This window comes from Streptomyces sp. NBC_00683, assembly GCF_036226745.1.
In the GTDB taxonomy this organism is placed as follows: domain Bacteria; phylum Actinomycetota; class Actinomycetes; order Streptomycetales; family Streptomycetaceae; genus Streptomyces.
Genome location: NZ_CP109013.1, coordinates 441,055 through 461,094 on the forward strand (window position 1 = coordinate 441,055; position 20,040 = coordinate 461,094).

19 protein-coding genes and 1 pseudogene are annotated in these 20,040 nt (G+C 67.8%); 12 read left to right on the top strand and 8 right to left on the bottom strand.

The window, feature by feature from the left end; all coding sequences use genetic code 11:
* The first annotated feature begins 71 nt into the window (after positions 1–71).
* Complete coding sequence (locus OG257_RS02195; RefSeq protein WP_329214857.1) at positions 72–1,868, top strand: FUSC family protein; 1,797 nt, start codon at positions 72–74, stop codon at positions 1,866–1,868.
* Between the two features lie 37 nt (positions 1,869–1,905).
* Here the strand turns inward: OG257_RS02195 and OG257_RS02200 are convergent, their stop codons facing one another.
* Positions 1,906–2,412, bottom strand: a complete 507-nt coding sequence (locus OG257_RS02200; protein WP_329204318.1) for a DinB family protein — start codon at positions 2,410–2,412, stop codon at positions 1,906–1,908.
* Between the two features lie 69 nt (positions 2,413–2,481).
* Between OG257_RS02200 and OG257_RS02205 the strand changes: the two genes are divergently transcribed.
* Positions 2,482–2,859 (top strand): VOC family protein, encoded by a 378-nt coding sequence (locus OG257_RS02205; RefSeq protein WP_329204319.1) that lies wholly within the window; start codon positions 2,482–2,484, stop codon positions 2,857–2,859.
* Positions 2,860–2,905: 46 nt separating this feature from the next.
* Here OG257_RS02205 and OG257_RS02210 read toward each other — a convergent pair whose 3' ends face one another.
* The 3 genes from OG257_RS02210 to OG257_RS02220 form a co-directional block, all read right to left on the bottom strand.
* A complete protein-coding gene (locus tag OG257_RS02210) occupies positions 2,906–3,247 on the bottom strand; it encodes a hypothetical protein (RefSeq protein ID WP_329204320.1) in 342 nt (113 codons plus the stop codon).
* A 39-nt stretch (positions 3,248–3,286) separates the two neighbouring features.
* Positions 3,287–5,017, bottom strand: a complete 1,731-nt coding sequence (ctaD, locus tag OG257_RS02215; protein WP_329204321.1) for an aa3-type cytochrome oxidase subunit I — start codon at positions 5,015–5,017, stop codon at positions 3,287–3,289.
* Positions 5,018–5,227: 210 nt separating this feature from the next.
* Positions 5,228–5,779, bottom strand: a complete 552-nt coding sequence (locus tag OG257_RS02220) for a GH25 family lysozyme (RefSeq protein WP_329214859.1) — start codon at positions 5,777–5,779, stop codon at positions 5,228–5,230.
* 189 nt (positions 5,780–5,968) lie between these two features.
* Between OG257_RS02220 and OG257_RS02225 the strand changes: the two genes are divergently transcribed.
* Positions 5,969–6,625, top strand: a complete 657-nt coding sequence (locus OG257_RS02225) for an NADPH-dependent F420 reductase (protein ID WP_329204322.1) — start codon at positions 5,969–5,971, stop codon at positions 6,623–6,625.
* 73 nt (positions 6,626–6,698) lie between these two features.
* Here OG257_RS02225 and OG257_RS02230 read toward each other — a convergent pair whose 3' ends face one another.
* Complete coding sequence (locus tag OG257_RS02230) at positions 6,699–7,400, bottom strand: SDR family oxidoreductase (protein ID WP_329204323.1); 702 nt, start codon at positions 7,398–7,400, stop codon at positions 6,699–6,701.
* 557 nt (positions 7,401–7,957) lie between these two features.
* Between OG257_RS02230 and OG257_RS02235 the strand changes: the two genes are divergently transcribed.
* Complete coding sequence (locus tag OG257_RS02235; protein ID WP_329214861.1) at positions 7,958–9,520, top strand: MFS transporter; 1,563 nt, start codon at positions 7,958–7,960, stop codon at positions 9,518–9,520.
* A gap of 39 nt (positions 9,521–9,559) precedes the next feature.
* Here OG257_RS02235 and OG257_RS02240 read toward each other — a convergent pair whose 3' ends face one another.
* Positions 9,560–10,399, bottom strand: coding sequence for an IS5 family transposase (locus OG257_RS02240; RefSeq protein WP_329204324.1), 840 nt, complete (start codon positions 10,397–10,399; stop codon positions 9,560–9,562).
* A 726-nt stretch (positions 10,400–11,125) separates the two neighbouring features.
* On the opposite strand from OG257_RS02240, the gene OG257_RS02245 reads away from it, so the two are divergent.
* From OG257_RS02245 to OG257_RS02260, 4 genes and pseudogenes are all read left to right on the top strand, one after another.
* The gene (locus OG257_RS02245) at positions 11,126–11,587 is read left to right on the top strand and encodes a hypothetical protein (RefSeq protein WP_329204325.1); all 462 of its coding nucleotides are present in this window, start codon (positions 11,126–11,128) and stop codon (positions 11,585–11,587) included.
* Between the two features lie 253 nt (positions 11,588–11,840).
* Positions 11,841–12,332, top strand: a complete 492-nt coding sequence (locus OG257_RS02250) for a hypothetical protein (protein ID WP_329204326.1) — start codon at positions 11,841–11,843, stop codon at positions 12,330–12,332.
* A 75-nt stretch (positions 12,333–12,407) separates the two neighbouring features.
* Positions 12,408–12,732: pseudogene (locus OG257_RS02255) on the top strand (transposase); the annotation flags it as partial.
* 564 nt (positions 12,733–13,296) lie between these two features.
* Positions 13,297–13,842, top strand: a complete 546-nt coding sequence (locus OG257_RS02260) for an SRPBCC family protein (RefSeq protein WP_329204327.1) — start codon at positions 13,297–13,299, stop codon at positions 13,840–13,842.
* A 28-nt stretch (positions 13,843–13,870) separates the two neighbouring features.
* On the opposite strand, the gene OG257_RS02265 is transcribed toward OG257_RS02260, so the two are convergent.
* Positions 13,871–14,731, bottom strand: a complete 861-nt coding sequence (locus tag OG257_RS02265; protein WP_329204328.1) for a pentapeptide repeat-containing protein — start codon at positions 14,729–14,731, stop codon at positions 13,871–13,873.
* 168 nt (positions 14,732–14,899) lie between these two features.
* On the opposite strand from OG257_RS02265, the gene OG257_RS02270 reads away from it, so the two are divergent.
* Entirely contained in the window at positions 14,900–15,397 is a 498-nt protein-coding gene (locus OG257_RS02270; RefSeq protein WP_329204329.1) for a hypothetical protein, read from the top strand.
* An 81-nt stretch (positions 15,398–15,478) separates the two neighbouring features.
* Positions 15,479–15,709, top strand: a complete 231-nt coding sequence (locus OG257_RS02275; protein WP_329204330.1) for a hypothetical protein — start codon at positions 15,479–15,481, stop codon at positions 15,707–15,709.
* A 76-nt stretch (positions 15,710–15,785) separates the two neighbouring features.
* On the opposite strand, the gene OG257_RS02280 is transcribed toward OG257_RS02275, so the two are convergent.
* Positions 15,786–16,547: an ArsR/SmtB family transcription factor gene (locus OG257_RS02280; protein ID WP_329204331.1), complete on the bottom strand. Its 762-nt coding sequence runs from the start codon at positions 16,545–16,547 to the stop codon at positions 15,786–15,788.
* A gap of 199 nt (positions 16,548–16,746) precedes the next feature.
* Here OG257_RS02280 and rhaI point away from each other — a divergent pair, with 199 nt between their 5' ends.
* Entirely contained in the window at positions 16,747–17,913 is a 1,167-nt protein-coding gene (gene rhaI / locus OG257_RS02285; protein WP_329204332.1) for an L-rhamnose isomerase, read from the top strand.
* 75 nt (positions 17,914–17,988) lie between these two features.
* A complete protein-coding gene (locus tag OG257_RS02290; protein ID WP_329204333.1) occupies positions 17,989–20,034 on the top strand; it encodes a bifunctional aldolase/short-chain dehydrogenase in 2,046 nt (681 codons plus the stop codon).
* Positions 20,035–20,040 lie beyond the last annotated feature (6 nt).

Consider the following 20,040-nt stretch of genomic DNA (forward strand, 5'->3'; position numbering starts at 1 on the left):
CGGACAGGAGCCCGGTGTTCACACCTGCCTTTCTCTCCACCTTCCCTCCCCTCCCCCCGTGGCTCGCCCATGTGCTGCGGGCGCAGCGCGGGCCGGTCCCGTGGAACGCGGTCCTGCGGGGGTCCCTGGCCGTGGCCCCGCTGCTCGTGGCGGTTCTCGCCGATCGGCCGACAGCCGGGATCCCGGCCGCGCTGGGGGCGATGCTGGCAGGAATCAACGACCGTCCTGGCAGCCGGCGCGCGGCGGTCTCCCGGCTCGGGATCCCTGCCCTGGCGGGTTCGGCCGGTCTGCTGCTGGGCACCGTGGCCACGGCCGCCGCAGGAACCGGCCCGTCCATGGTCGTTCTGCCGCTCCTGCTCGGGGTGCTGGGACTGATCGCGGGAGCGGTCAGCGCGACGGGTCCGGTCGCGTCCGCGTGCGGCACGCAGCTACTGGTCGCGGCCGTGATCGGGGCAGGCATGCCGTTGCCCGAGACGGGTCCGCAGCGTGCCCTGCTGTTCCTGGCCGGTGCGGGATGGCTCATCCTGCTCCGTCTGGTCCTGCCGTCCCCCGTCCGGCCCGGCGGCGGTCCGTACCGCCTCGACGGGGAGCGGGAGGCGGTTGCCGCCGTGTACGGGGCGGTGGCCGGGCTTCTGGAGGCGGCGGGAGGACCAGAGGCTCTCGCCCGGCGCGCTGCGCTGAGCGCGGCCCTCGACCATGCGCAGGACGCGCTGACGGGGCCGAGGCTGCGTCGGCGTGCGAGTTCGGCGGCCGAGCGCAGGCTGCACGCCCAGTACGCCGCGGCTCTGCCGCTCGCCGAGGCCGCGACCGCGCTGGCCTGGGCCGGGGTGTCCCTACCCGCCGGAATCGTGGAAGGTCCGCGTCGGCTGGCCGACGCGGTGCGTACGGGTGGCTCCTGCGGTCCCCTGTCGGCCCCGGCGCGTACCGATGCCGCGCTGCGGGCGCTGGACGATGCGATCCTGCGGGCCGCAACGGCCTTCGACTGCCCCGCGGGGGCTCCCGTACGCACGCGGATGGGGCGTTCGTACCGCTCCGCCCTGAGCGGGGCCTGGAGTGCCGCGGGACGTGAGTACGGGGTACGGGTCGCGCTGTGCTGCGTGGCGAGCACGGTCGTGGCGCAGGCCCTGCATCACGAGCACTGGTACTGGCTGCCCGCCACGACCGTGTTCCTGGTCAAGCCCGATCTGGGACCGCTGGCGTCGCGGGTGCTGTGCCGGGCCGTGGGGACGGTCGCCGGTGCCGCCGTCTTCGGTGTACTGGCTCTGTTGCTGCCCGGCCCCTTCACCCTGGTCGCAGTGGTCGCGCTCTGCGGGGCGCTGCTTCCCGTCGCGACCCGGCACTTCGCGGTGCAGACGGCGGTGGTGACCGTACTCGTACTCGCGCTCGTGCTGCTGGGCGGAGAACCGCCGGCCGCCTGGGGCCGGGTCGTCGAGTCCCTCCTCGCCTGCGCGACGGTGCTGCTCGTCGGCCACGTCCCGCTGCCCGGCAGCCGGGGCCACAGGGTCCGGGCCGCACTCGACAGTGCGGTGGGCGCGGCGCACCGGTACCTGCGACACGTACTGGGTGCTCCGGAGGACCACCACGGGCGGGACGCGCTGCGGCGCGACGCCTACCGGTCGCTGGCCGCCGCACGCACAGCCATCGACCTGTCGGCGGCCGAACTTCCGGCGGTGGCCCGGCACACGGCCGGATCCGGGGAGGTGGCGAGTGCCCTGGAGCAGCTCATCGACACGACGACGGCCTGCGCCGTGCAGCTGGGACACCACACGGACGGACTTCCCGCCTCGCACGCCGAGCAGCTCGCCGCGCAACTGTCCGCGCTCGACCGGGCGTGGCCCGCGCCGCGCCCGGTGGTCCCGGCCGCCTGATCAACGGCTGTGTGTCCGGGGGGTCGTCCGCGTTCACTCATTCCCCGGTGGAGCCGTCGATCCGCTCCCTGAGCAGGTCGGCATGACCGTTGTGCCGGGCGTACTCCTCGATCATGTGGGTGAGGATGTACCGGAGCGAGAACAGCTCGTCGCGCCACTTCACGGTGGCATCGAGCGATTCGGCGGCGTCCACGATCTCGCGGGACCGCGCGCAGGCGGTGCGCCAGACGGTGAACGCCTCGACGGGGTCGGCCTGGTCGCTGTCGAACTCCGCGAAGGTGCCGTTGACGGTACCCGGCCAGTAGGCCTCGGAGTCCTCGCCGTTCCACACGGCCTGGAACCATATCCGCTCGACCTCGGCGGTGTGCCGGACCAGTCCGATGAGGGACAGGCCGGAGGGTGCGACCGCCTTGTGCCGCAGCTGGTCCGTGGTCAGTCCGGCGCACTTCAGTTCCAGCGTCTCGCGCTGGTACTGCAGGAAGCCGGTGAGCGAGGTGCGGTCGTCGGCCGTTCTGGAGGGTTCGGTACGCCGGTGATCATTCATGCCGGCATCCTGCCAGGGGTCGGGCTCGACACGTTCAGGGTTTTCGGGCCGGCTCGTAGGATGCGGACCATGATCGCAGAACTGCAGTGTGTGGTGCTGGACTGTCCCGATCCCGTCGTGCTCGCCGACTTCTACGGGACTCTTCTGGGCGGCAGGGTGAACCAGCCCGATCCTCGATGGGAGACCGGCGAGGGATGGGCGACCGTCCATGCTCCGGCCGGTCTCGTGCTCGCGTTCCAGCGGGTCGAGCCGTACCGCCCTCCCCGGTGGCCGGATCCCGAACACCCGCAGCAGTCCCATCTCGACTTCGGCGTCCCCGACCTGGACCACGCCCAGGAGCAGGTGCTCGCGCTCGGCGCGACCGTGCTGGACGACCGGCCCGCCTCTCGGAGCTGGCGCGTCTTCGCCGATCCGGCGGGTCATCCGTTCTGTCTGGTGCGTCACTGACCGCGGCCGTTGCCCCGGGTGCTGCGCCGAGCGCCCGGGGCCGCGGTCACCGGCCGATCAGGGTGAGGGCCGTGCAGGTACCGCTCGCCGCGCCGACAGCCACGACGGACGCTGCCACACAGCGGGCTCTCAGCCGCTCGTACCGTGCGGTGTACTCACCGCGGAGTTCGCCGGCGCGGTCGGCGATCCTCAGAAGTGACTGCCGGGAGAGGGCCACCCGGTCGGCGACGTAGACCCGCTCGACGTCCTCCAACTGGGCGGTGGTCAGCCAGGGCAGCTGTTGGGTGAAGCGGGAGGCTCCTCGTCTGGCCTCCTCGACTTCGGCGTTCCACAGCAGGTAGCCCTCCATCTGGGCAAGGCCCCGGGCGCTGTCCTTGTCCGGTTCCACGCAGTCCTCCTCTCGTCCGGCCGTTGTTCGGGCTCCGCCTCATGCCTGCTTGTCCCCGGGCGCCACCGTCTTCGAGTCCGCGGGGCGGTTGACCACTTCTTCGAGTGCGCGGACCGCGGGGTGGTGCAGGTCGAACGCCGGGGATTCGGAACGGATCCGCGGCAGCGTGAGGAAGTTGTGCCTCGGGGGCGGGCAGGACGTGGCCCATTCGAGCGAACGGCCGTAGCCCCACGGGTCGTCGACTTCGACCTTCTTGCCGTACTTGGCGGTCTTCCACACGTTGTAGAGGAAGGGCAGCACCGACAGACCGAGCAGGAAGGAGGAGATCGTCGAGATGGTGTTGAGCGCGGTGAAGCCGTCTGCCGCGAGGTAGTCCGCGTAACGACGGGGCATGCCTTCCGCGCCGAGCCAGTGCTGCACCAGGAACGTGCCGTGGAAGCCCACGAACAGTGTCCAGAAGCACATTTTCCCGAGCCGTTCGTCCAGCATCTTGCCGGTGAACTTGGGCCACCAGAAGTGGAATCCGGCGAACATCGCGAAGACCACGGTGCCGAAGACGACGTAGTGGAAGTGCGCCACCACGAAGTACGAGTCGGAGACGTGGAAGTCCAGGGGCGGTGAAGCCAGGATGACTCCCGTGAGGCCGCCGAAGAGGAAGGTGACGAGGAATCCGACCGACCAGAGCATGGGGGTCTCGAAGGAAAGCGATCCCTTCCACATGGTGCCGATCCAGTTGAAGAACTTCACACCGGTCGGTACCGCGATGAGGAATGTCATGAACGAGAAGAACGGCAACAGCACACCGCCCGTGACGTACATGTGGTGCGCCCACACCGTCGCGGAGAGGCCGGCGATGGAGATCGTGGCCGCGATGAGACCGATGTAGCCGAACATCGGCTTCCGGCTGAACACCGGGAAGATCTCGGAGACGATGCCGAAGAACGGCAGAGCGATGATGTACACCTCTGGATGGCCGAAGAACCAGAAGAGGTGCTGCCAGAGCAATGCTCCGCCGTTGGCCGCGTCGAAGATGTGCGCACCGAATTTCCGGTCGACCTCGAGGGCGAGCAGGGCGCCCGCCAGGACGGGGAAAGCCAGCAGGACCAGAACACCGGTGAGAAGGACGTTCCATACGAAGATCGGCATGCGGAACATCGTCATGCCGGGGGCGCGCATGCAGATGATCGTGGTGATGAAGTTGACCGAGCCGAGGATCGTGCCGAAGCCGGAGAAGGCCAGCCCCATGATCCACAGATCGGACCCGATACCGGGCGAGTACACCGCATCGGTGAGGGGGGAATAGGCGAACCAGCCGAAGTCTGCCGCACCCTGCGGGGTGACGAAGCCGGCCACTGCGATGGTCGACCCGAAGAGGTACAGCCAGTACGCGAACATGTTCAGCCGCGGGAACGCCACGTCGGGTGCGCCGATCTGCAGCGGCATGATCCAGTTCGCGAACCCTGCGAACAGCGGCGTCGCGAACATCAGCAGCATGATCGTGCCGTGCATCGTGAACGCCTGGTTGAACTGCTCGTTCGACACGATCTGATTACCCGGCCTGGCCAGCTCGGCACGCATCACGAGCGCCAGAACACCGCCGATGAGGAAGAAGGCGAACGACGTGAGCAGGTACATCGTGCCGATCGTCTTGTGGTCAGTGGTGGTCAGCCACTTGATGACCACATTCCCCGGCTGCTTCCGCCGTAGGGGCAACTCGTCCTGAAAGGCGGTGTCGGATTCCACCGATTCTGCGGGGCCCCTCGTCGTCACTGCGGCACTCCTTCGGTCGACGGCCGGTTGCGGACTCGGCGACCAGGATGGACTCCCCCGTGGCGGTACTGCGGGACATCCCTGTCCGCACTGCACCAGTGGCTGGCAAAGGACACTCCATTGGCCGACGGCCACGATGCTCTTGTTGACGCACGGACCGCGGGCAGACAGCGGGTGTCTCCCCCACACAGCCTCCCCTACGGAGGGGGTTCAGCCCTTGGCCCAGGCCCGCAACGCCGCGCGCGAGGAGAATGCGGCCACGTTCTTGTCAAGCGGCCGGTCGGTGTACTGATGAATGCGCCAGGACGCTTCGATGCGCGGCTTTCCCGCCGTTACGTAGTCGGCGATCCAGAGGCCGTCGCCCGCGTACGAGGTCGTGTCGTGGTTCAGCCAGAAGGAGCGATTGCAGTACAGCAGGACACGGTGGTTCGGTCGCAGGCGCTTCACCTCACGGATGAAGCGGTCCTTGTCCGCGTTGCTCGCACGCGTACCCTCGCCGGTCGTCTCCCAGTCGACGGCCAGCAGATCCCCGGCTTTCTCCGGCGCACCGGCGACGAAATACGCAGCCTGTTCCTTGACGTTTCCCGGCCACAGAACGTGATAGAAGCCGACCACGCACTCGGCCCCCCTGGCGCGTGCCGCCTGGCCGGCGAGGCGCGGATTGATGTACGAACGTCCTTCGGTCGCCTTTATGAAGACGAAGTCCAGGCCGTCCGTGTCGAAGGCCGTCTGGTGGGAACTGACATCGACGCCGTGCAGCACAGGCGTCACCTCCACATGGGGCATTGCGGTTCCGGTTCTCCTCCCATGCGTGCCCGCGTGTACGGGTTCCATCCGCCCGTCGGCCCGCAGAACCGATTCGGAGCGGTCGGAATAGGCGCCGCCCGGACGGGGTTGGTGGTCCCGCGAGACGTTTTCACCCAAGGCAGCAGGCATCGGAAGGTCGGACCCATGAAGATCGGCATCATCGGGGCTGGCAACATCGGCGGCAACCTGACGCGGCGTCTTACCGAACTCGGACACGATGTGTCCGTCGCGAACTCTCGCGGACCCCACACTCTCCAGGCACTCGTCGACGAGACGGGTGCCACCGCGGTCACAGCGGCACAGGCGGCGCGCGACGCCCAGATCGTCGTGGTGACCGTCCCTCTCGGGAAAGTCCCGGACCTGCCCTCCGGGCTCATCGACGGGGCCGCACCCGGCGCCGCCGTCATCGACACCGGCAACTACTACCCGCAGCGTGACGGACGGATCGCCGCCATCGAGGACGGTCTGCCGGAGAGCCGGTGGACCGAGCAGCAGATCGGCCACCCGGTGATCAAGGCCTTCAACGGCACGTACGCCCAGGACATCCTCGACAGGGGACTCCCCCAGGGGACCCCTGGCCGCCAGGCGCTCCCGGTCTCCGGTGACGACCCGGCCGCCAAGCAGGCGGTACGGGAGCTCATCTCCGAGCTGGGCTTCGACACCGTGGACACCGGCGGTCTGGACGAGTCGTGGCGCCAGCAGCCGGGAACACCGGTCTACGGGGACCGGGGCGACGCGGACGCCATCCTGAAGGCGCTGGCCGACGCGTCCCCGGAACGTACCGCGGAGTGGCGCGCCTGACCGACGGGGCCGAAGCCCTCGGCCCGATCCCGTGCCGCGCCCCCTGGTCGGGGGGCGCGGCACGGGTTTGCCGTCAGACAGGCTGGCCGATCGGGCGGATGATGACGTTGTTGACGTCGACACCCTCGGGCCGGCTCATGGCCCACACGATGGAGTCGGCGATCTGATCGGCCGTCAGCAGATGCCCTTCGGGCAGACTGCCGAGGCCGTCCCAGAACGGGGTCTCCACGCGCCCCGGGGCGACCAGGGTCACGCCCACACCGTCGCCCGTCACCATCCGCCGGGTGTTCTCGGCCAACCCGGTGACCGCCCACTTGGTCGCCCCGTAGATATTTCCCGGCGTGTGGACGAAGCCGGCGACGCTGCCGACCAGAACGATGCGTCCCCGCGTCTCCTTGAGCGCCGGGAGTGCCGCCCTGATCAGCAGGGCAGGTCCCAGGACGTTGGTGAGGACCATCTCCCGCCAGGCCTCGGGGTCGCCGTCCGCCAGGGTGTCGTGGGTGGCGAATCCCGCGTTGGCCACGACGGCGTCCAGCCTTCCGAACCGGTCGACCGTCCCATCGACGGCGGACTGAACGGCTTCGTGGTCCGCCGCGTCGCCGGTGAGCGTCAACAGCTCGTCGGGCTTGCCGAGTTCCTCGGCGAAACGACTGAGCCGGTCCTCGCTGCGCCCGGTGACGGCCACCCGATGGCCCCGTTCCAACAGCTGCCGGGCTGTCGCCGCGCCGATGCCGCTGCCGCCTCCGGTGATCAGCGTGACCGGTGATCCACTCATGGTTCGCTCCCCCTCGTCGTCCTTGCCGCATCCGGTGCGGGCATGCCGGGGATCCCACCATTTTGAGCGCACTCGAAGTCAAGCCCTCTTTCCGGACGCGCACTTCGAGTAGCGGGCGGGAAGAGGTGCTGCAACCGGAGAGGGCGCACAGCCGGGCGGCGACGGCCTGGCGCGGAGTCCTCGAGTGAACGTCATGTCGAATGACGCGGAAATGGTGCTCGGTGAAGCGTCAGGTAAGCGCCAGTGTTCCGGCAGCCTTGGGCGGGCCGGAGCTGTGGCTCTGCGTGGGCACCGAACTGGGGTCGCAGGATGCGGTGCGACAGCTCACGGAGGGCATGAAATCCCCCCAGTCGCAACCCCTTCGGAAGTCGGGAAATTCTGCGACTTGCAAATCCGCCAGAGGGCACAGAATTGTTCGGTCCGCAAATCTCGCAGAGGGGCATGAAGTCCGTTCAGTCGCAAGAGTATCGACAAGAAAACCTTAGCTTGACGGCGTCGTTGAGTTTGTTTATGGTCCAGTCGTTCACGTTCCCGCCGATCACTATCCGAAGGTGTTCATGACCACGCCTCCGACGTTGCCGAAGTTCAGGCAGCAGTTAATTCTTGCCGTTCTTATGTTGTGTTCGCTGCTGATTTGGCTGGACAATACCGTCCTGAGTACCACGCTGGAGACCCTTGCGGACCCTGTTCATGGACTGGGGGCCAATCCCGGTCAGCTGCAATGGGCGACCGGTTCATACACTCTGGCCTTCGCCACATTGATGTTCACCGCAGGCACACTGGGCGATCGCTTCGGTCACCGAACTGTGTTTTCCAGCGGGTTGGTGATCTTCGCCGGGTCCTCTCTGTGGGCGGCGTACGCAAGCGATGCGGGCCAGCTGATTGCAGCTCGAGCCGCCATGGGGGTGGGCAGCGCGCTGATCACGCCCGCCATGTTGGCCATCCTCATGTGGACCTTCACCGGTCCCGCGCGGGCTGCCGCGATCGGAATCTTCTCGACGTCGGCCGGTGTCGGAATGGCTGCCGGCCCGGTACTGGCGGGATTCCTGCTCGATCATTTCTGGTGGGGATCGGTCTTTCTGATCAATGTCCCGGTCGCGGTATTGGCATCGGTCGGGCTCGCCGTGCTGGTTCCGAATTTCCGAAGCCCCACGCCGCGGCCGCTGGACCCCGCTGGAATGTTGCTGTCGATCAGTGGGCTCGTGGCGTTGGCCTACGGGCTGATCCGGGCAGGGCAGGTGGCTTCATGGAGTCGCACCGATGTCTGGGCACCGATCGTTGCCGGTCTTGTTCTGCTGGCCTTTTTCGTACTCGCCGAACTGCGTGTGAAGGTGCCCGGCTTTGATCCGCGACTGCTCGCGCAGCGCGCATTCGGTGGCGGCAATGTGGCGCTCGGACTGCTGCTCTTCGCTGTGGCCGCCATCACCTTCTACAACGCGTTCTACCTGCAAGGCGCGCTCGGGTTTTCGCCGATGAAGGCGGGTTTGGCCAATATCCCGACCGCATTCGGCGCGCTCGCGGGGGCGCCCCTTGGCACGCGCCTGGTTCGCCGCCTGTCGCTACGCCTTGTCAGCGTGCCGGCGTTGACCGTGGCTGCGCTGACCATGGGCGGGTACGGGTTCCTCGGACTGCAAACTCCACTGCTCCGGATCGAGATCCTGTTGTTGATACAGGGTCTCTCGATCGGCATGGTGATCGGCCCCGTTACGGCCGCATTGATCAGCAACCTGCCGTTGGAACAGGCCGGTGCAGGATCGGCCGTCACCAACACCGTGCGACAGACCGGCAGTCTGATCGGAATCGCAGTGGGCGGCACGATCATGTCGATCGAGTACCGACGTGCGATCGAGCCTTCGCTGAAGGGTGCACCCGGTCCGGTGCAGGATCAGGCGCGAGTTTCCGCCGAACAGGCCCGCCACATCACCACCGCTGTCCACCGGCCCACTCTTGCTCAGGCCGCCGATGATGCGTTTATCCATGCCATGCACGTAGGCGCGGGCTGGATCGGGGTGATCGCACTCCTCGGAGCAGTTGTGCTGCTGATTGCCTTGCCCGCTGCCGGAAAGAAGAAGGGCCCGGTACCGGAGCCGGACTACGAAGAGGCCCGCAGCTCCGTCTGAAAGAGCGTTTTGTCCCGGCGAGGTTGTTTGGTTCGAGGTTCAGGTGTCGCGCCAGTTCAGGGTGGATTCGCGAGTGAGTCTGCGGCTTATGAGGTCGATCATCGCGACGTGGATTATGGCTTCGGAACGGTGAGGGTGGGTTTCGTAGTCGCGGGCCAGGCGGCGGTGATGCATCAGCCAGCCGAAGGTCCGCTCGACGACCCAGCGTCGCGGGATCACCTTGAAGCCTTTGACGCCCGGGAGGCGTTGGATGACTTCCACGTCGATGCCGAGGCGGGCGCCGTGGTCGATGGCTTTGGTGCGGTAGCCGCTGTCGGCCCATGCTTTGGTCACGCGAGGGCGAGTGGCGGCGATGTGGGACATCAGGTGCATGCCGCCGGCGTTGTCGGAAACGCTTGCCGCGGTGACCCAGACAGCCAGGAGCAGGCCGAGGGTGTCCACCCCGATATGGCGCTTGCGACCTGCGATTTTCTTGCCGGCATCGATGCCCTGGCCGGCCGCAGGCACGTTCGCGGAGGTCTTCACGCTCTGTGCGTCCAGCACGCAAGCGGTTGGCTCGGCGTCGCGGCCTTCGGTCTCCCGGACCAGGCGCCGAAGGAGGCCGTTGAGTTGGTCGAAGACGCCCTCTTTCTGCCAGGCGGCGAAGTAGCCATAGACCGTCTCCCATGGCGCGAAGTCGTGGGGCAGGTATCGCCAGGCAATGCCGGTGCGATCGACGTAGAGGATGGCGTCCATGACGCGGCGCAGGTCATGCTCGGGCGGGCGGCCGATGTCGAGACCCTTGCCTCGGCGCTCGGCCCGCCATGTGGTGAGTGTGGGCCCGATCAGTGTCCAGCGGGCATCGGAGAGGTCGCTTGGATACGGGCGGTGTCGCGTCATGTTTCGGTAGTACCGTCGAGCAGGCCGCCTCCCCAGGGCGCAAACGAGTTCAAGCGGGGGCGCGTTGGGATCAGACAGGAGCGAACGGGCGGAAACACGCCCGGCAATGGCGTCAGCCGTCTCTCACGTCACGGATAACAACCCTGATCTCAGGAATCCCAGCTCACTTCGCTACCCAAAAAGTTGCCAATCACCCCCACCGGGACAAAACACTCTTTGAGAGGGTGTTTGTACCTCTGTTGACGCAGTTTCAGGTGCTGTGACTCACCGGCAGCCCAATGTCCTGCCCGATCAGCAGGCGCAGGTCCTCAACGGTCAGAGTCCCGACCACCCCCGACTCCGCAGAGCATGCGCCGTCGCAATGAGACGGGTGGCGTCAGGCGAGGGCGCCTGCCAGCGATCACGTTCAAGCTCCTCTAGGAACCGACGACGGTCGATAGACACAGTCGCCAGACAATTCTCTCGTGAATGCGTGTGGTCGGGTAGCCGGAGACCATTGCTGGTCTCCGGCTACCCGACCACAACGCGAGATCGCAAACACGGTCTGCGCGCGACGCGCAGCCGGGGCTTGATGAAGTAGAGAGTTCTACCGCATGTGTCAGGTGGACGTGTGGTCTCGATGTGCCTGATCGCATCTCCGACGCAGGATCGAGCAGTCATCTCAGCCCCCTGACCTGATCTACCGCCGCCTGCGACGAGGCACCTCCGGCGTGACAGCATGCGGCAATGGCCTTCCGACACCCAGACGGCGACTACGCGATCACCGCGATGTACTCCGTGCCCGATGATGCCTGGTACCTGGAATTGGACCTCGTGGCCGAGCATCGGAATCTCGTGATCGCAATCGTCCCCGACGAGGATCCGGCACGGGAGCCGACAGTGTGCTTCAACCCTCACGGAGGGCACGTGGACCTCCCGTACGGGGTCATGACTTGGTTCATGCAACAGGTCGATGAAGAAATCCGCACCTCCCGTGCCTGGATGCGGCTGAGGCCCGATCTCGTCGAGATCATCTACCAACTCCGTCAGGAGCACATGGGCGCCATCGACGATGACACCTTTCGGCGAGTCCTCCCGGAGGTGCGCGCCACAGTCCCTGAGGCAGACCTCCCCGCCGTTCTCGAAGCCGCCTTCGGGCGGAGACCTGACGGCACCACCATGGACCAACCGCAAGCGCCCGATATGTAGACGTTCAAGGAGACACGGTCCAGTGCCGCTTGGCGGGATCTGTTGGCCCGATAGAAGGGCCCGGATGGACTGCTGTCCGTGTGGGAGAAGGGCAAGCCGTTCCGACGTTCCACCTTCGGGCGGAAGTGGCGCAGGGCCCCCGTGGTCCAACGGCCACCCGCACCTTGCGTACCCGTTCCGGGCACCAGGCGCTCCCCCTGGGGGAACCGTTATCACCGCCGACTCGTCGTACTCGCGACATTCTGGGGGAGACATGAAGCGCGACGCGATTAGACGACGGCTGCTTTTCCTTGTTGCCCTGCCCGGTCTGCTGGCCACCGGCTGCACGGGCATCGGCGAAGAACGGCCGTGCACCAAGATCGGCGGGGAGTCGGGAGTCGCCGTGGGCTGGGAACCGGCCGACTTCGCAGAATCAGGGAAAGAGGGTTCGGACACGGACTCGGGCTCGCTCGTCGCCCGATTGTGCGCACAAGAGGTCTGCGAGAGCGGGACCGTGGCGAAAAACAGCGACGATTCGGCGCCCCATTTGACCAGCGTGGCGCTCGACGGGGACACCGGCGAGGTGACGGTGCAAGTGCGGTTCACGGTCACTTCGCGGGACGACGGCAAGCGCGTCATTTTCGACGAGCGTACGGATGTCGAGTTGCGCAAGTCCCAGCCCAATGGGAAGGGCTGCGACCCGACACTTTTCCGAGCCAGGCTCACGGCCGACCCGGAGCGGGGCCTGATCGCCGACAGCAGTTGAAGAGGTGAGTTCACCGGCACTCAGCTTGTTCTGAATGGTCCGGCCTCGACGTGATCACTCGTACGAGGATTCCGCGGACGCGAACACGGCAGCGACGTGGACATCCTCATCGTCTTCGACGCCGGCTACGACGCCCCGCGCACGACCCACCTCCTTCTCGGGCTGCCCGCCGAGGTGCTCGGCCGGATGCGGTCGGACCGGGTGATGCGCAAGCCCGTCCCCGTGCCGTGGATCTCACCGCCGCAGGTCGGGCGGTCCCCCAAGCACGGCAAGGAGTTCCGCTTGTGCCAAAAGGGAGTCCTGGGGAGAGCCGGACACGACCACCACGCAGGTCACCGACCGATACGGCACCGCGCAGACAACGGCCTGGGACCGGATCCACCCCCGGTTCACCACCCGCGACGGGGTTCGAACGCCGGCACCCCCGCCACCCAAGTGGCCCTGCACTCGGGCACTGGGCCCGGCCGGCACCACTCAACTCCGCGGCCACCCGCTTGCGCAACCTGCGGTCACGGCTCCACTGCCTGGAACGACATGCAGCCGAGCAGTACAAGGCGCTGGACAGCGCTCCGGCCCCAGTCGTTCACCGCAGCCCCCACACACCCGCTCTCGGGCTTGCCCGGCACCCTCGGAAACCCGGCCAGGCCAGGTCCCAAAGCTACTCAAGAAACAGGGATACGAAACAGGACTCAACCTTCAGACCGCGTACTTACGTTGCCGCCAGGCAACGGCTGTTCATCATCGTGCTCCATCGAACCAGTGTGTCGGACCAGCTGGCCATGATTACCCCACTAACACCGCTGCGAAGTGACAACCATCGCTACGAGTCACATCGGGTCCGGTGTCCCGGCCGGTTCCGCGCGTAGGCCACACTGTCCGACGAACGACCAACGCCAACCGTTCGCCCGCGATCCGCCCGGCCTGCGGCAGGTGTCCCAGGACGGCCGTGGACAAGGAGTCCCCCATGCCCCGCACCATGTCCGTGTCGGACAGCATCGTGATCCACGCGGCCCCCTCGGCCGTGTACGAACAGCTCAGCGACCCCACTGCGATGGGGCGCTGGAGCCCGGAGAACCGGGGCGCGACAGTGCTCGGGGAGCACCGGGGCGCCCACGTGGGCATGGTCTTCGAGGGCCGCAACAAGCGCGGCGCCTTCCGCTGGACGACGAAGTGCACGGTCACAGCCGCCGATGAGGGCGAGCGGTTCGCGTTCCGTGTCCACGCGATCGGGGCCAAGCGGCCACGGCTGCGCGGGCCGATCGCGACGTGGGAGTACCGCTTCGAGGCGGTCGAAGGCTCCACCCGGGTCACGGAGATATGGACGGACGACCGCCGGGCGTGGCCTGATCTGCTCGCCAACACCTTTGACCGGATCGCGACGCGCGGGAAAACGTTCGCGGAGTTCCAGCGTGGCAACATCCGCACCACGCTGGAACGCCTGAAGGCGGCGCTTGAGCAGGACGGTACGGCTGCCACCGGACACGGGGAGGACGGCCCCCGCCCCGCGTGACACGGGCGGGTCGGCGATCACAGGGTGTTCAGGCCTGTCCTGTGCCCCGGCCGGACCAGTGCGCGGGACGCGTCAGGGACGGCGGAAGCCGTGTGGCGGTGTCGCCCTTCGCCGCGTTGAGCTGGGCCTGGGTGAGGAACAGGGCTCCGGTGAGGTCTGCGCCGGACAGTTCGGCGTCACGGAAGTCCGCGCCGATCAGGTCGGCGAGCCGCAAGTCGGCCCCACGCAGGTCGGCCGCGATGAGGTAGGCACCACGCAGATCCGCTCCCCGAAGATCGGCGCCCCGCATGCGCGATCCGATGAGGTCGGCACCCCGGTGGTTGCGCTTCTTGCGCCGGGGAACGGCGGACCGCGCGAGCTCGCTGGTGCGCAGCAGCAACGACGCGACCTCGTCGCGGTGTGCCGACACGTCGAGTTCCGAGAGGACTTCGGCCGAGCGGCGGGTGAGGCGCTCGGTGCTGTCGAGGGCACTGCGGAGTTCCGTGTGCAGGGGGCCGGCGGCAGGCAGGGCGAGGGCTTCGGTGAGATACCAGAGCAGCTCGTGGAGCCGGCGCATCACGGGGAAGACCTGGAACATCTGCTGGGCGGTGTCCGGAGAGGCCCGCCAGTCCCGGCCGTCGTAGGTTTCCTGGGAAACTTTCTGGCCTGCGCCGAAACAGTCGTAGACCGTGCAGCCGGAGAACCCCTTGGGCCGCAGTTGCGTGTGAATGCCGCAGCGGAAGTCGTCCTGCAGATTGCGGCAGGGCTCCCCGGCGTCCTTGTTGATCGCGAAGTCCGCTGACGCTGTCAGCGTCAGCGCGACGCAGCAGAGACCGAAGCAGTTCGCACAGTCGGCGCGCAGATCCTCCCGCTCGGTGGCCGGAACGCCGGTTGGTTCATGGTCGGGCACAGTACGTGATTCCTCCGGAGGGAGCGGGCGGGTATGCCGAGCTTATCGATGCCTGACAACTCCCGGTCCAGCCGCCGTTGTCGGTGGGCCGGCGCACACTTGACCGCAGAGCACCGCAGAGAACCGCACGGCAGAGAACCGCAACGCACCGGCGAAGGGGATTGGTATATGGGCACCTCGCGGGAGACCGCGTTCGAGCCTCTCACCGGGGACGGGCCGCCGTTGTCCGGACCTGTCGGCGAGCGTGCGGGCGTGGTGCGCACCGCGTTCGAAGGGATGCTGCAGATCCGGCGGCTGACCAATACGGGACACGCGGATCCCGAGCGTGTACCCGCCCAGTGGGAGCTGCACCGGCCGGTCCGGGCCGTGGCACTGGCCCTGGAGGCCGCGGGAGTGGCCGCCTCCGCGGTCGGAGCGTCCGGGGAGCGGACGGCCACGGGGTACCGGGTGTGCGAGGGCGAGTCCCGCGGCTCCGTACGAGTGGAGTGGGTGGGCCCGCCCGGCAGTGGTGCCGTCCATGACGAGGAGCGCGCGCTGGCCGGGTGCGTCACCGTGCTGTCGCGCCTGGGCTGGACAGCTCTGTCGTACCGCGGTCCGCGCCGACGGCGTTTCCTGGAGGTCGAACCACCGGCCGCAGGTCCTCGCGCACAGGGCGTCCGATCCTGATCGCCGGACGGCTCGGGCGGGCATTGTCAGACCCATGGGGGATGCTTGACGGTCCGACACCTCTGACCAGGAGATGCTGAGATGCGCAATGACGAGATCGCCGCGGCCCAGGCGTACGTCCGGCTACTTGCGGCCACCCGCGCCGCGCTCGCGGACCCGGCGGACGCCCCGCTGTACATGCCGCTGCTCGCCTCCCCCATCGAGGAGGCCGACGAGGCGCTGCGGAGCGCGGGCCTCTCGGGCAACGAGGACAGGCTCTTCGCTCTCGTGCGGGCGCTCCAGCCGAGCCTGACCGGTTCGTCCGGCCGCTGAACCACTGCGGCTCGCGCCGGATGCCGCGCTCCCCCGCGGGGAGCGCGGCATCCGGCGTGCCGACGAGGTACCGGTTTCAGCTGTTACCCGTGTACAGCAGGGAGCCCGGCGTGGTGAGCAGCTCACCCGTCTCGAGCCAGGTCTTCAGGCCGGAGAGGATCATCGGCCAACCGCCGTAGAGCTCGTCGTTGGCGCCGTCGCGCAGCTCGTCATGGGTGACGGTCAGCCGGCAGGAGTCACCGATCGGCTCGATCTCCCAGGTGATGCGGGTCGGCCCCTCGTTCTTCACCTCTTCGCTCCAGAGCGCCACCATGCTCTGGACCAGCTTGCGCGGCGGGTCGACCTCGAGGTTCTGCCCCTCGCCGAGCGGGCCGGGGGCGCCCGGGGCGCCCATCTCGAAACGTGATCCCGGCGTCCAGTCGGAGGTGACACGGGCACCGAAGTTGTACTTGCTCCTGATCTCGGGGTCCGTGATGGCTTCCCAGAGGCGCTCGGGAGTGGTGCGGATGTAAATCTCGAAGATCTTCTCCATGGGATTCTCCAGTCGGCTCTTGAGGCCGCTGAGCCCTGCGGCCCAGGGCTCCGCATACTTGCTCACCCACCGGTCGTGGACGAGCCGGATGGGCACCGGGTTCAGGAAGTGGAGCTTCTCCCGGCCTCGCCGCCTGGTGACGACCAGGCCCGCCGCCTCCAGCAGCTTGAGGTGCTTCATCACCGCGAACCGCGTGATCTCGAAGCGGGCTTCCAACGCACTCAGTGTCTGCCCGTCGTCACGGAACAGCTCGTCGAGCAGACTGCGCCGCGTCGGGTCTGCCAGGGCTTTGAACACCGCGTCCATGAATCCAAAATATGTGACCTTTTGGTCACCTGTCAACCGCGAAGGAAGCAAGCGCTTTCGGTGAATTGATTCAATCGACACAAAACTTGACTAGCTGCTTGACTAGCAGCATCGGCCAAACCTAGCGTACGTTCCGGATGAAACGATTCACATCCCCGATCCTGACCGGTCGCCGGATGACTCTGATTACGAGGTGTTCATGTCTGATGTGTCGGCCGTCAAGGCAGCCCTGAAGTCTCAGGTCATCGAGACGCCGTCCTGGGGTTACGGCAACTCCGGGACCCGTTTCAAGGTCTTCGCCCAGCCCGGAGTCCCGCGCGACCCGTTCGAGAAGCTTGCGGACGCGGCGCAGGTGAACAGCTTCACCGGGGTCGCTCCGAAGGTGTCACTGCACATTCCGTGGGACAGGGTCGAGGACTATGCGGCACTGACCCGGTACGCCGAGGGGCTCGGGCTGCGGATCGGCGCCATCAACTCCAACGTGTTCCAGGATGACGACTTCAAGCTGGGCTCGGTCACCCATCCGGACCCCAAGGTGCGCCGCAAGGCCACCGACCACCTGCTCGAATGCGTCGACATCATGGATGCCACCGGGTCGCCCGACCTGAAGCTGTGGTTCTCGGACGGCACCAACTACCCGGGCCAGGACGACATTTCAGGCCGTCAGGACCGGCTGGCCGAGGCGCTCGCCGAGGTCTACGAGCGGCTCGGCGACGACCAGCGGATGCTGCTGGAGTACAAGCTCTTCGAGCCCGCGTTCTACACCACGGACGTCCCCGACTGGGGCACCTCGTACGCCCATTGCCTCAAGCTCGGCCCGAAGGCCCAGGTCGTCGTGGACACCGGCCACCACGCGCCGGGCACCAACATCGAGTTCATCGTGGCGTTCCTGCTGCGCGAGGGGAAGCTCGGGGCGTTCGACTTCAACTCCCGCTTCTACGCGGACGACGACCTGATGGCGGGCGCCGCCGATCCGTTCCAGCTCTTCCGGATCATGCACGAAGTGGTCAAGAACGGCGGCATGAAGCCCGAGACGAACGTCAACTTCATGCTCGACCAGTGCCACAACATCGAGGCCAAGATCCCGGCAGTCATCCGCTCGGTCACCAATGTGCAGGAAGCGACCGCGAAGGCGCTGCTGATCGATGTCGAGGCGCTGGCCGCCGCGCAGCGCTCCGGCGACGTCCTCGCTGCCAACGGCGCGCTGATGGACGCGTACAACACCGACGTACGGCCGCTGCTCGCGGACGTACGCGAGGAGCTCGGCCTCGCCCGCGACCCGTTCGCCGCCTACCTCGCCTCCGGCAACCAGGAGCGCATCGCTGCCGACCGGGTCGGCGGCGAGCAGGCCGGCTGGGGCGCCTGAGCCTCCGGCGCACCTCGCCCCGCAGCCCGCGTACCCGTCCGGCACCCGCCCGCCCATCACCCCGAAGGAACCCTCATGACGTCCGCGACGCACGCCGAAGTCGCCGCGCTCCTGGAGCGCGCCCACCGGATCGGCTCCGACCCCCGCAACACCAACTACGCCGGCGGCAACACCTCGGCCAAGGCCACGCAGACCGATCCGGTCACCGGCGGCGAGGCCGAACTGCTCTGGGTCAAGGGCTCGGGCGGTGACCTCGGCACGCTCACCGAGGCGGGCCTCGCCGTGCTCCGGCTGGACCGGGTGCGCGCGCTCAAGGACGTGTACCCGGGGGTGGAGCGCGAGGACGAGATGGTCCCGGCGTTCGACTACTGCCTGCACGGCAAGGGCGGCGCCGCTCCGTCCATCGACACCGCCATGCACGCGCTGGTCGAGGCCGCGCATGTCGACCATCTGCATCCGGACTCCGGTATCGCCCTGGCGTGCGCCGCCGACGGCGAGAAGCTCACCGCGGAGTGTTTCGGGGACAAGGTGGCATGGGTGGGCTGGCGTCGGCCCGGTTTCCAGCTCGGTCTCGACATCGCGGCCGTCAAGGAGGCCAACCCGCAGGCGGTCGGCGTCGTCCTGGGCGGCCACGGCATCACGGCCTGGGGCGACACCTCCGAGGAGTGCGAGCGCAACGCCCTCTGGATGATCCGTACGGCCGAGACGTTCCTCGAGGTCCACGGCAGGGCGGAGCCGTTCGGCCCCGTACTGTCCGGCCGGAAGGCCCTGGCGCCCGAAGCACGCCGGGAGCGTGCCGCGGCGCTGGCTCCGGTGATCCGCGGTCTGGCGTCCACGGACCGCCCGCAGGTGGGGCACTTCACCGACGCGGAACCGGTGCTGGACTTCCTCTCCCGCGCCGAGCACCCGCGCCTCGCGGCACTCGGTACGTCCTGCCCGGACCACTTCCTCCGTACGAAGGTCAGCCCGCTGGTCCTCGATCTGCCGGCCGACGCCCCGCTCGACGAGGCGGTCGCCCGCCTCCAGTCGCTCCACGGGGAGTACCGCGAGGCGTACCGCGCCTACTACGACCGTCACGCGACACCCGAGTCGCCCGCGATGCGTGGCGCGGACCCGGCCATCGTGCTGGTGCCCGGGGTGGGGATGTTCTCCTTCGGCAAGGACAAGCAGACCGCCCGGGTCGCCGGGGAGTTCTACCTCAACGCCATCAATGTGATGCGGGGAGCGGAGGCCGTCTCCTCCTACGCTCCGATCGAGGAGTCCGAGAAGTTCCGCATCGAGTACTGGGAACTGGAGGAGGCCAAACTCCGCCGTATGCCGCCGCCGAAGGCGCTCGCCACCCGGGTCGCGCTGGTCACCGGCGCGGGCTCGGGCATCGGCAAGGCCATCGCGCACCGGCTGGTCGCGGAGGGTGCCTGTGTCGTCGTCGCGGACCTCAACGCGGAGAACGCGGCGGCGGTCGCCGACGAGCTCGGCGGGCCGGACAGGGCCGTCGCGGTGACGGTCGACGTCACCAGCGAGGAGCAGATCGCCGACGCGTTCAAGTCCGCGGTGCTCGCTTTCGGCGGCGTGGACCTGGTCGTGAACAACGCGGGGATCTCCATCTCCAAGCCGTTGCTGGAGACCACTGCCCGGGACTGGGACCTCCAGCACGACATCATGGCGCGCGGCTCGTTCCTCGTGTCGCGCGAGGCCGCCCGTGCGATGCAGGCCCAGAAGCTCGGCGGCGACATCGTCTACATCGCGTCGAAGAACGCCGTGTTCGCCGGTCCGAACAACGTCGCGTACTCGGCGACCAAGGCCGACCAGGCCCACCAGGTGCGGTTGCTGGCCGCCGAGCTCGGCGAGCACGGTATCCGGGTCAACGGCGTCAACCCCGACGGGGTGGTGCGTGGCTCCGGGATCTTCGCCGCGGGGTGGGGTGCCCAGCGCGCGGCGACGTACGGCATCGAGGAGGAGAAGCTCGGCGAGTTCTACGCCCAGCGCACGCTCCTCAAGCGGGAGGTGCTTCCCGAGCACGTCGCCAACGCCGTATTCGCGCTGACCGGTGGGGATCTCACCCACACCACCGGCCTTCACATTCCCGTCGACGCCGGTGTGGCGGCGGCCTTCCTGCGCTGACCACGC

Excerpts from the sequence above, each read along its gene's own strand:
- OG257_RS02290 (WP_329204333.1), top strand. The coding sequence starts at position 17,989 with ATGACGTCCGCGACGCACGCCGAAGTCGCCGCGCTCCTGGAGCGCGCC.
- rhaI (WP_329204332.1), top strand. The coding sequence starts at position 16,747 with ATGTCTGATGTGTCGGCCGTCAAGGCAGCCCTGAAGTCTCAGGTCATC.
- OG257_RS02280 (WP_329204331.1), bottom strand. The coding sequence starts at position 16,547 with ATGGACGCGGTGTTCAAAGCCCTGGCAGACCCGACGCGGCGCAGTCTG.
- OG257_RS02275 (WP_329204330.1), top strand. The coding sequence starts at position 15,479 with ATGCGCAATGACGAGATCGCCGCGGCCCAGGCGTACGTCCGGCTACTT.
- OG257_RS02270 (WP_329204329.1), top strand. The coding sequence starts at position 14,900 with ATGGGCACCTCGCGGGAGACCGCGTTCGAGCCTCTCACCGGGGACGGG.
- OG257_RS02225 (WP_329204322.1), top strand. The coding sequence starts at position 5,969 with ATGAAGATCGGCATCATCGGGGCTGGCAACATCGGCGGCAACCTGACG.
- OG257_RS02235 (WP_329214861.1), top strand. The coding sequence starts at position 7,958 with ATGACCACGCCTCCGACGTTGCCGAAGTTCAGGCAGCAGTTAATTCTT.
- OG257_RS02245 (WP_329204325.1), top strand. The coding sequence starts at position 11,126 with ATGGCCTTCCGACACCCAGACGGCGACTACGCGATCACCGCGATGTAC.
- OG257_RS02200 (WP_329204318.1), bottom strand. The coding sequence starts at position 2,412 with ATGAATGATCACCGGCGTACCGAACCCTCCAGAACGGCCGACGACCGC.
- OG257_RS02250 (WP_329204326.1), top strand. The coding sequence starts at position 11,841 with ATGAAGCGCGACGCGATTAGACGACGGCTGCTTTTCCTTGTTGCCCTG.
- OG257_RS02230 (WP_329204323.1), bottom strand. The coding sequence starts at position 7,400 with ATGAGTGGATCACCGGTCACGCTGATCACCGGAGGCGGCAGCGGCATC.
- OG257_RS02205 (WP_329204319.1), top strand. The coding sequence starts at position 2,482 with ATGATCGCAGAACTGCAGTGTGTGGTGCTGGACTGTCCCGATCCCGTC.
- OG257_RS02260 (WP_329204327.1), top strand. The coding sequence starts at position 13,297 with ATGCCCCGCACCATGTCCGTGTCGGACAGCATCGTGATCCACGCGGCC.
- OG257_RS02240 (WP_329204324.1), bottom strand. The coding sequence starts at position 10,399 with ATGACGCGACACCGCCCGTATCCAAGCGACCTCTCCGATGCCCGCTGG.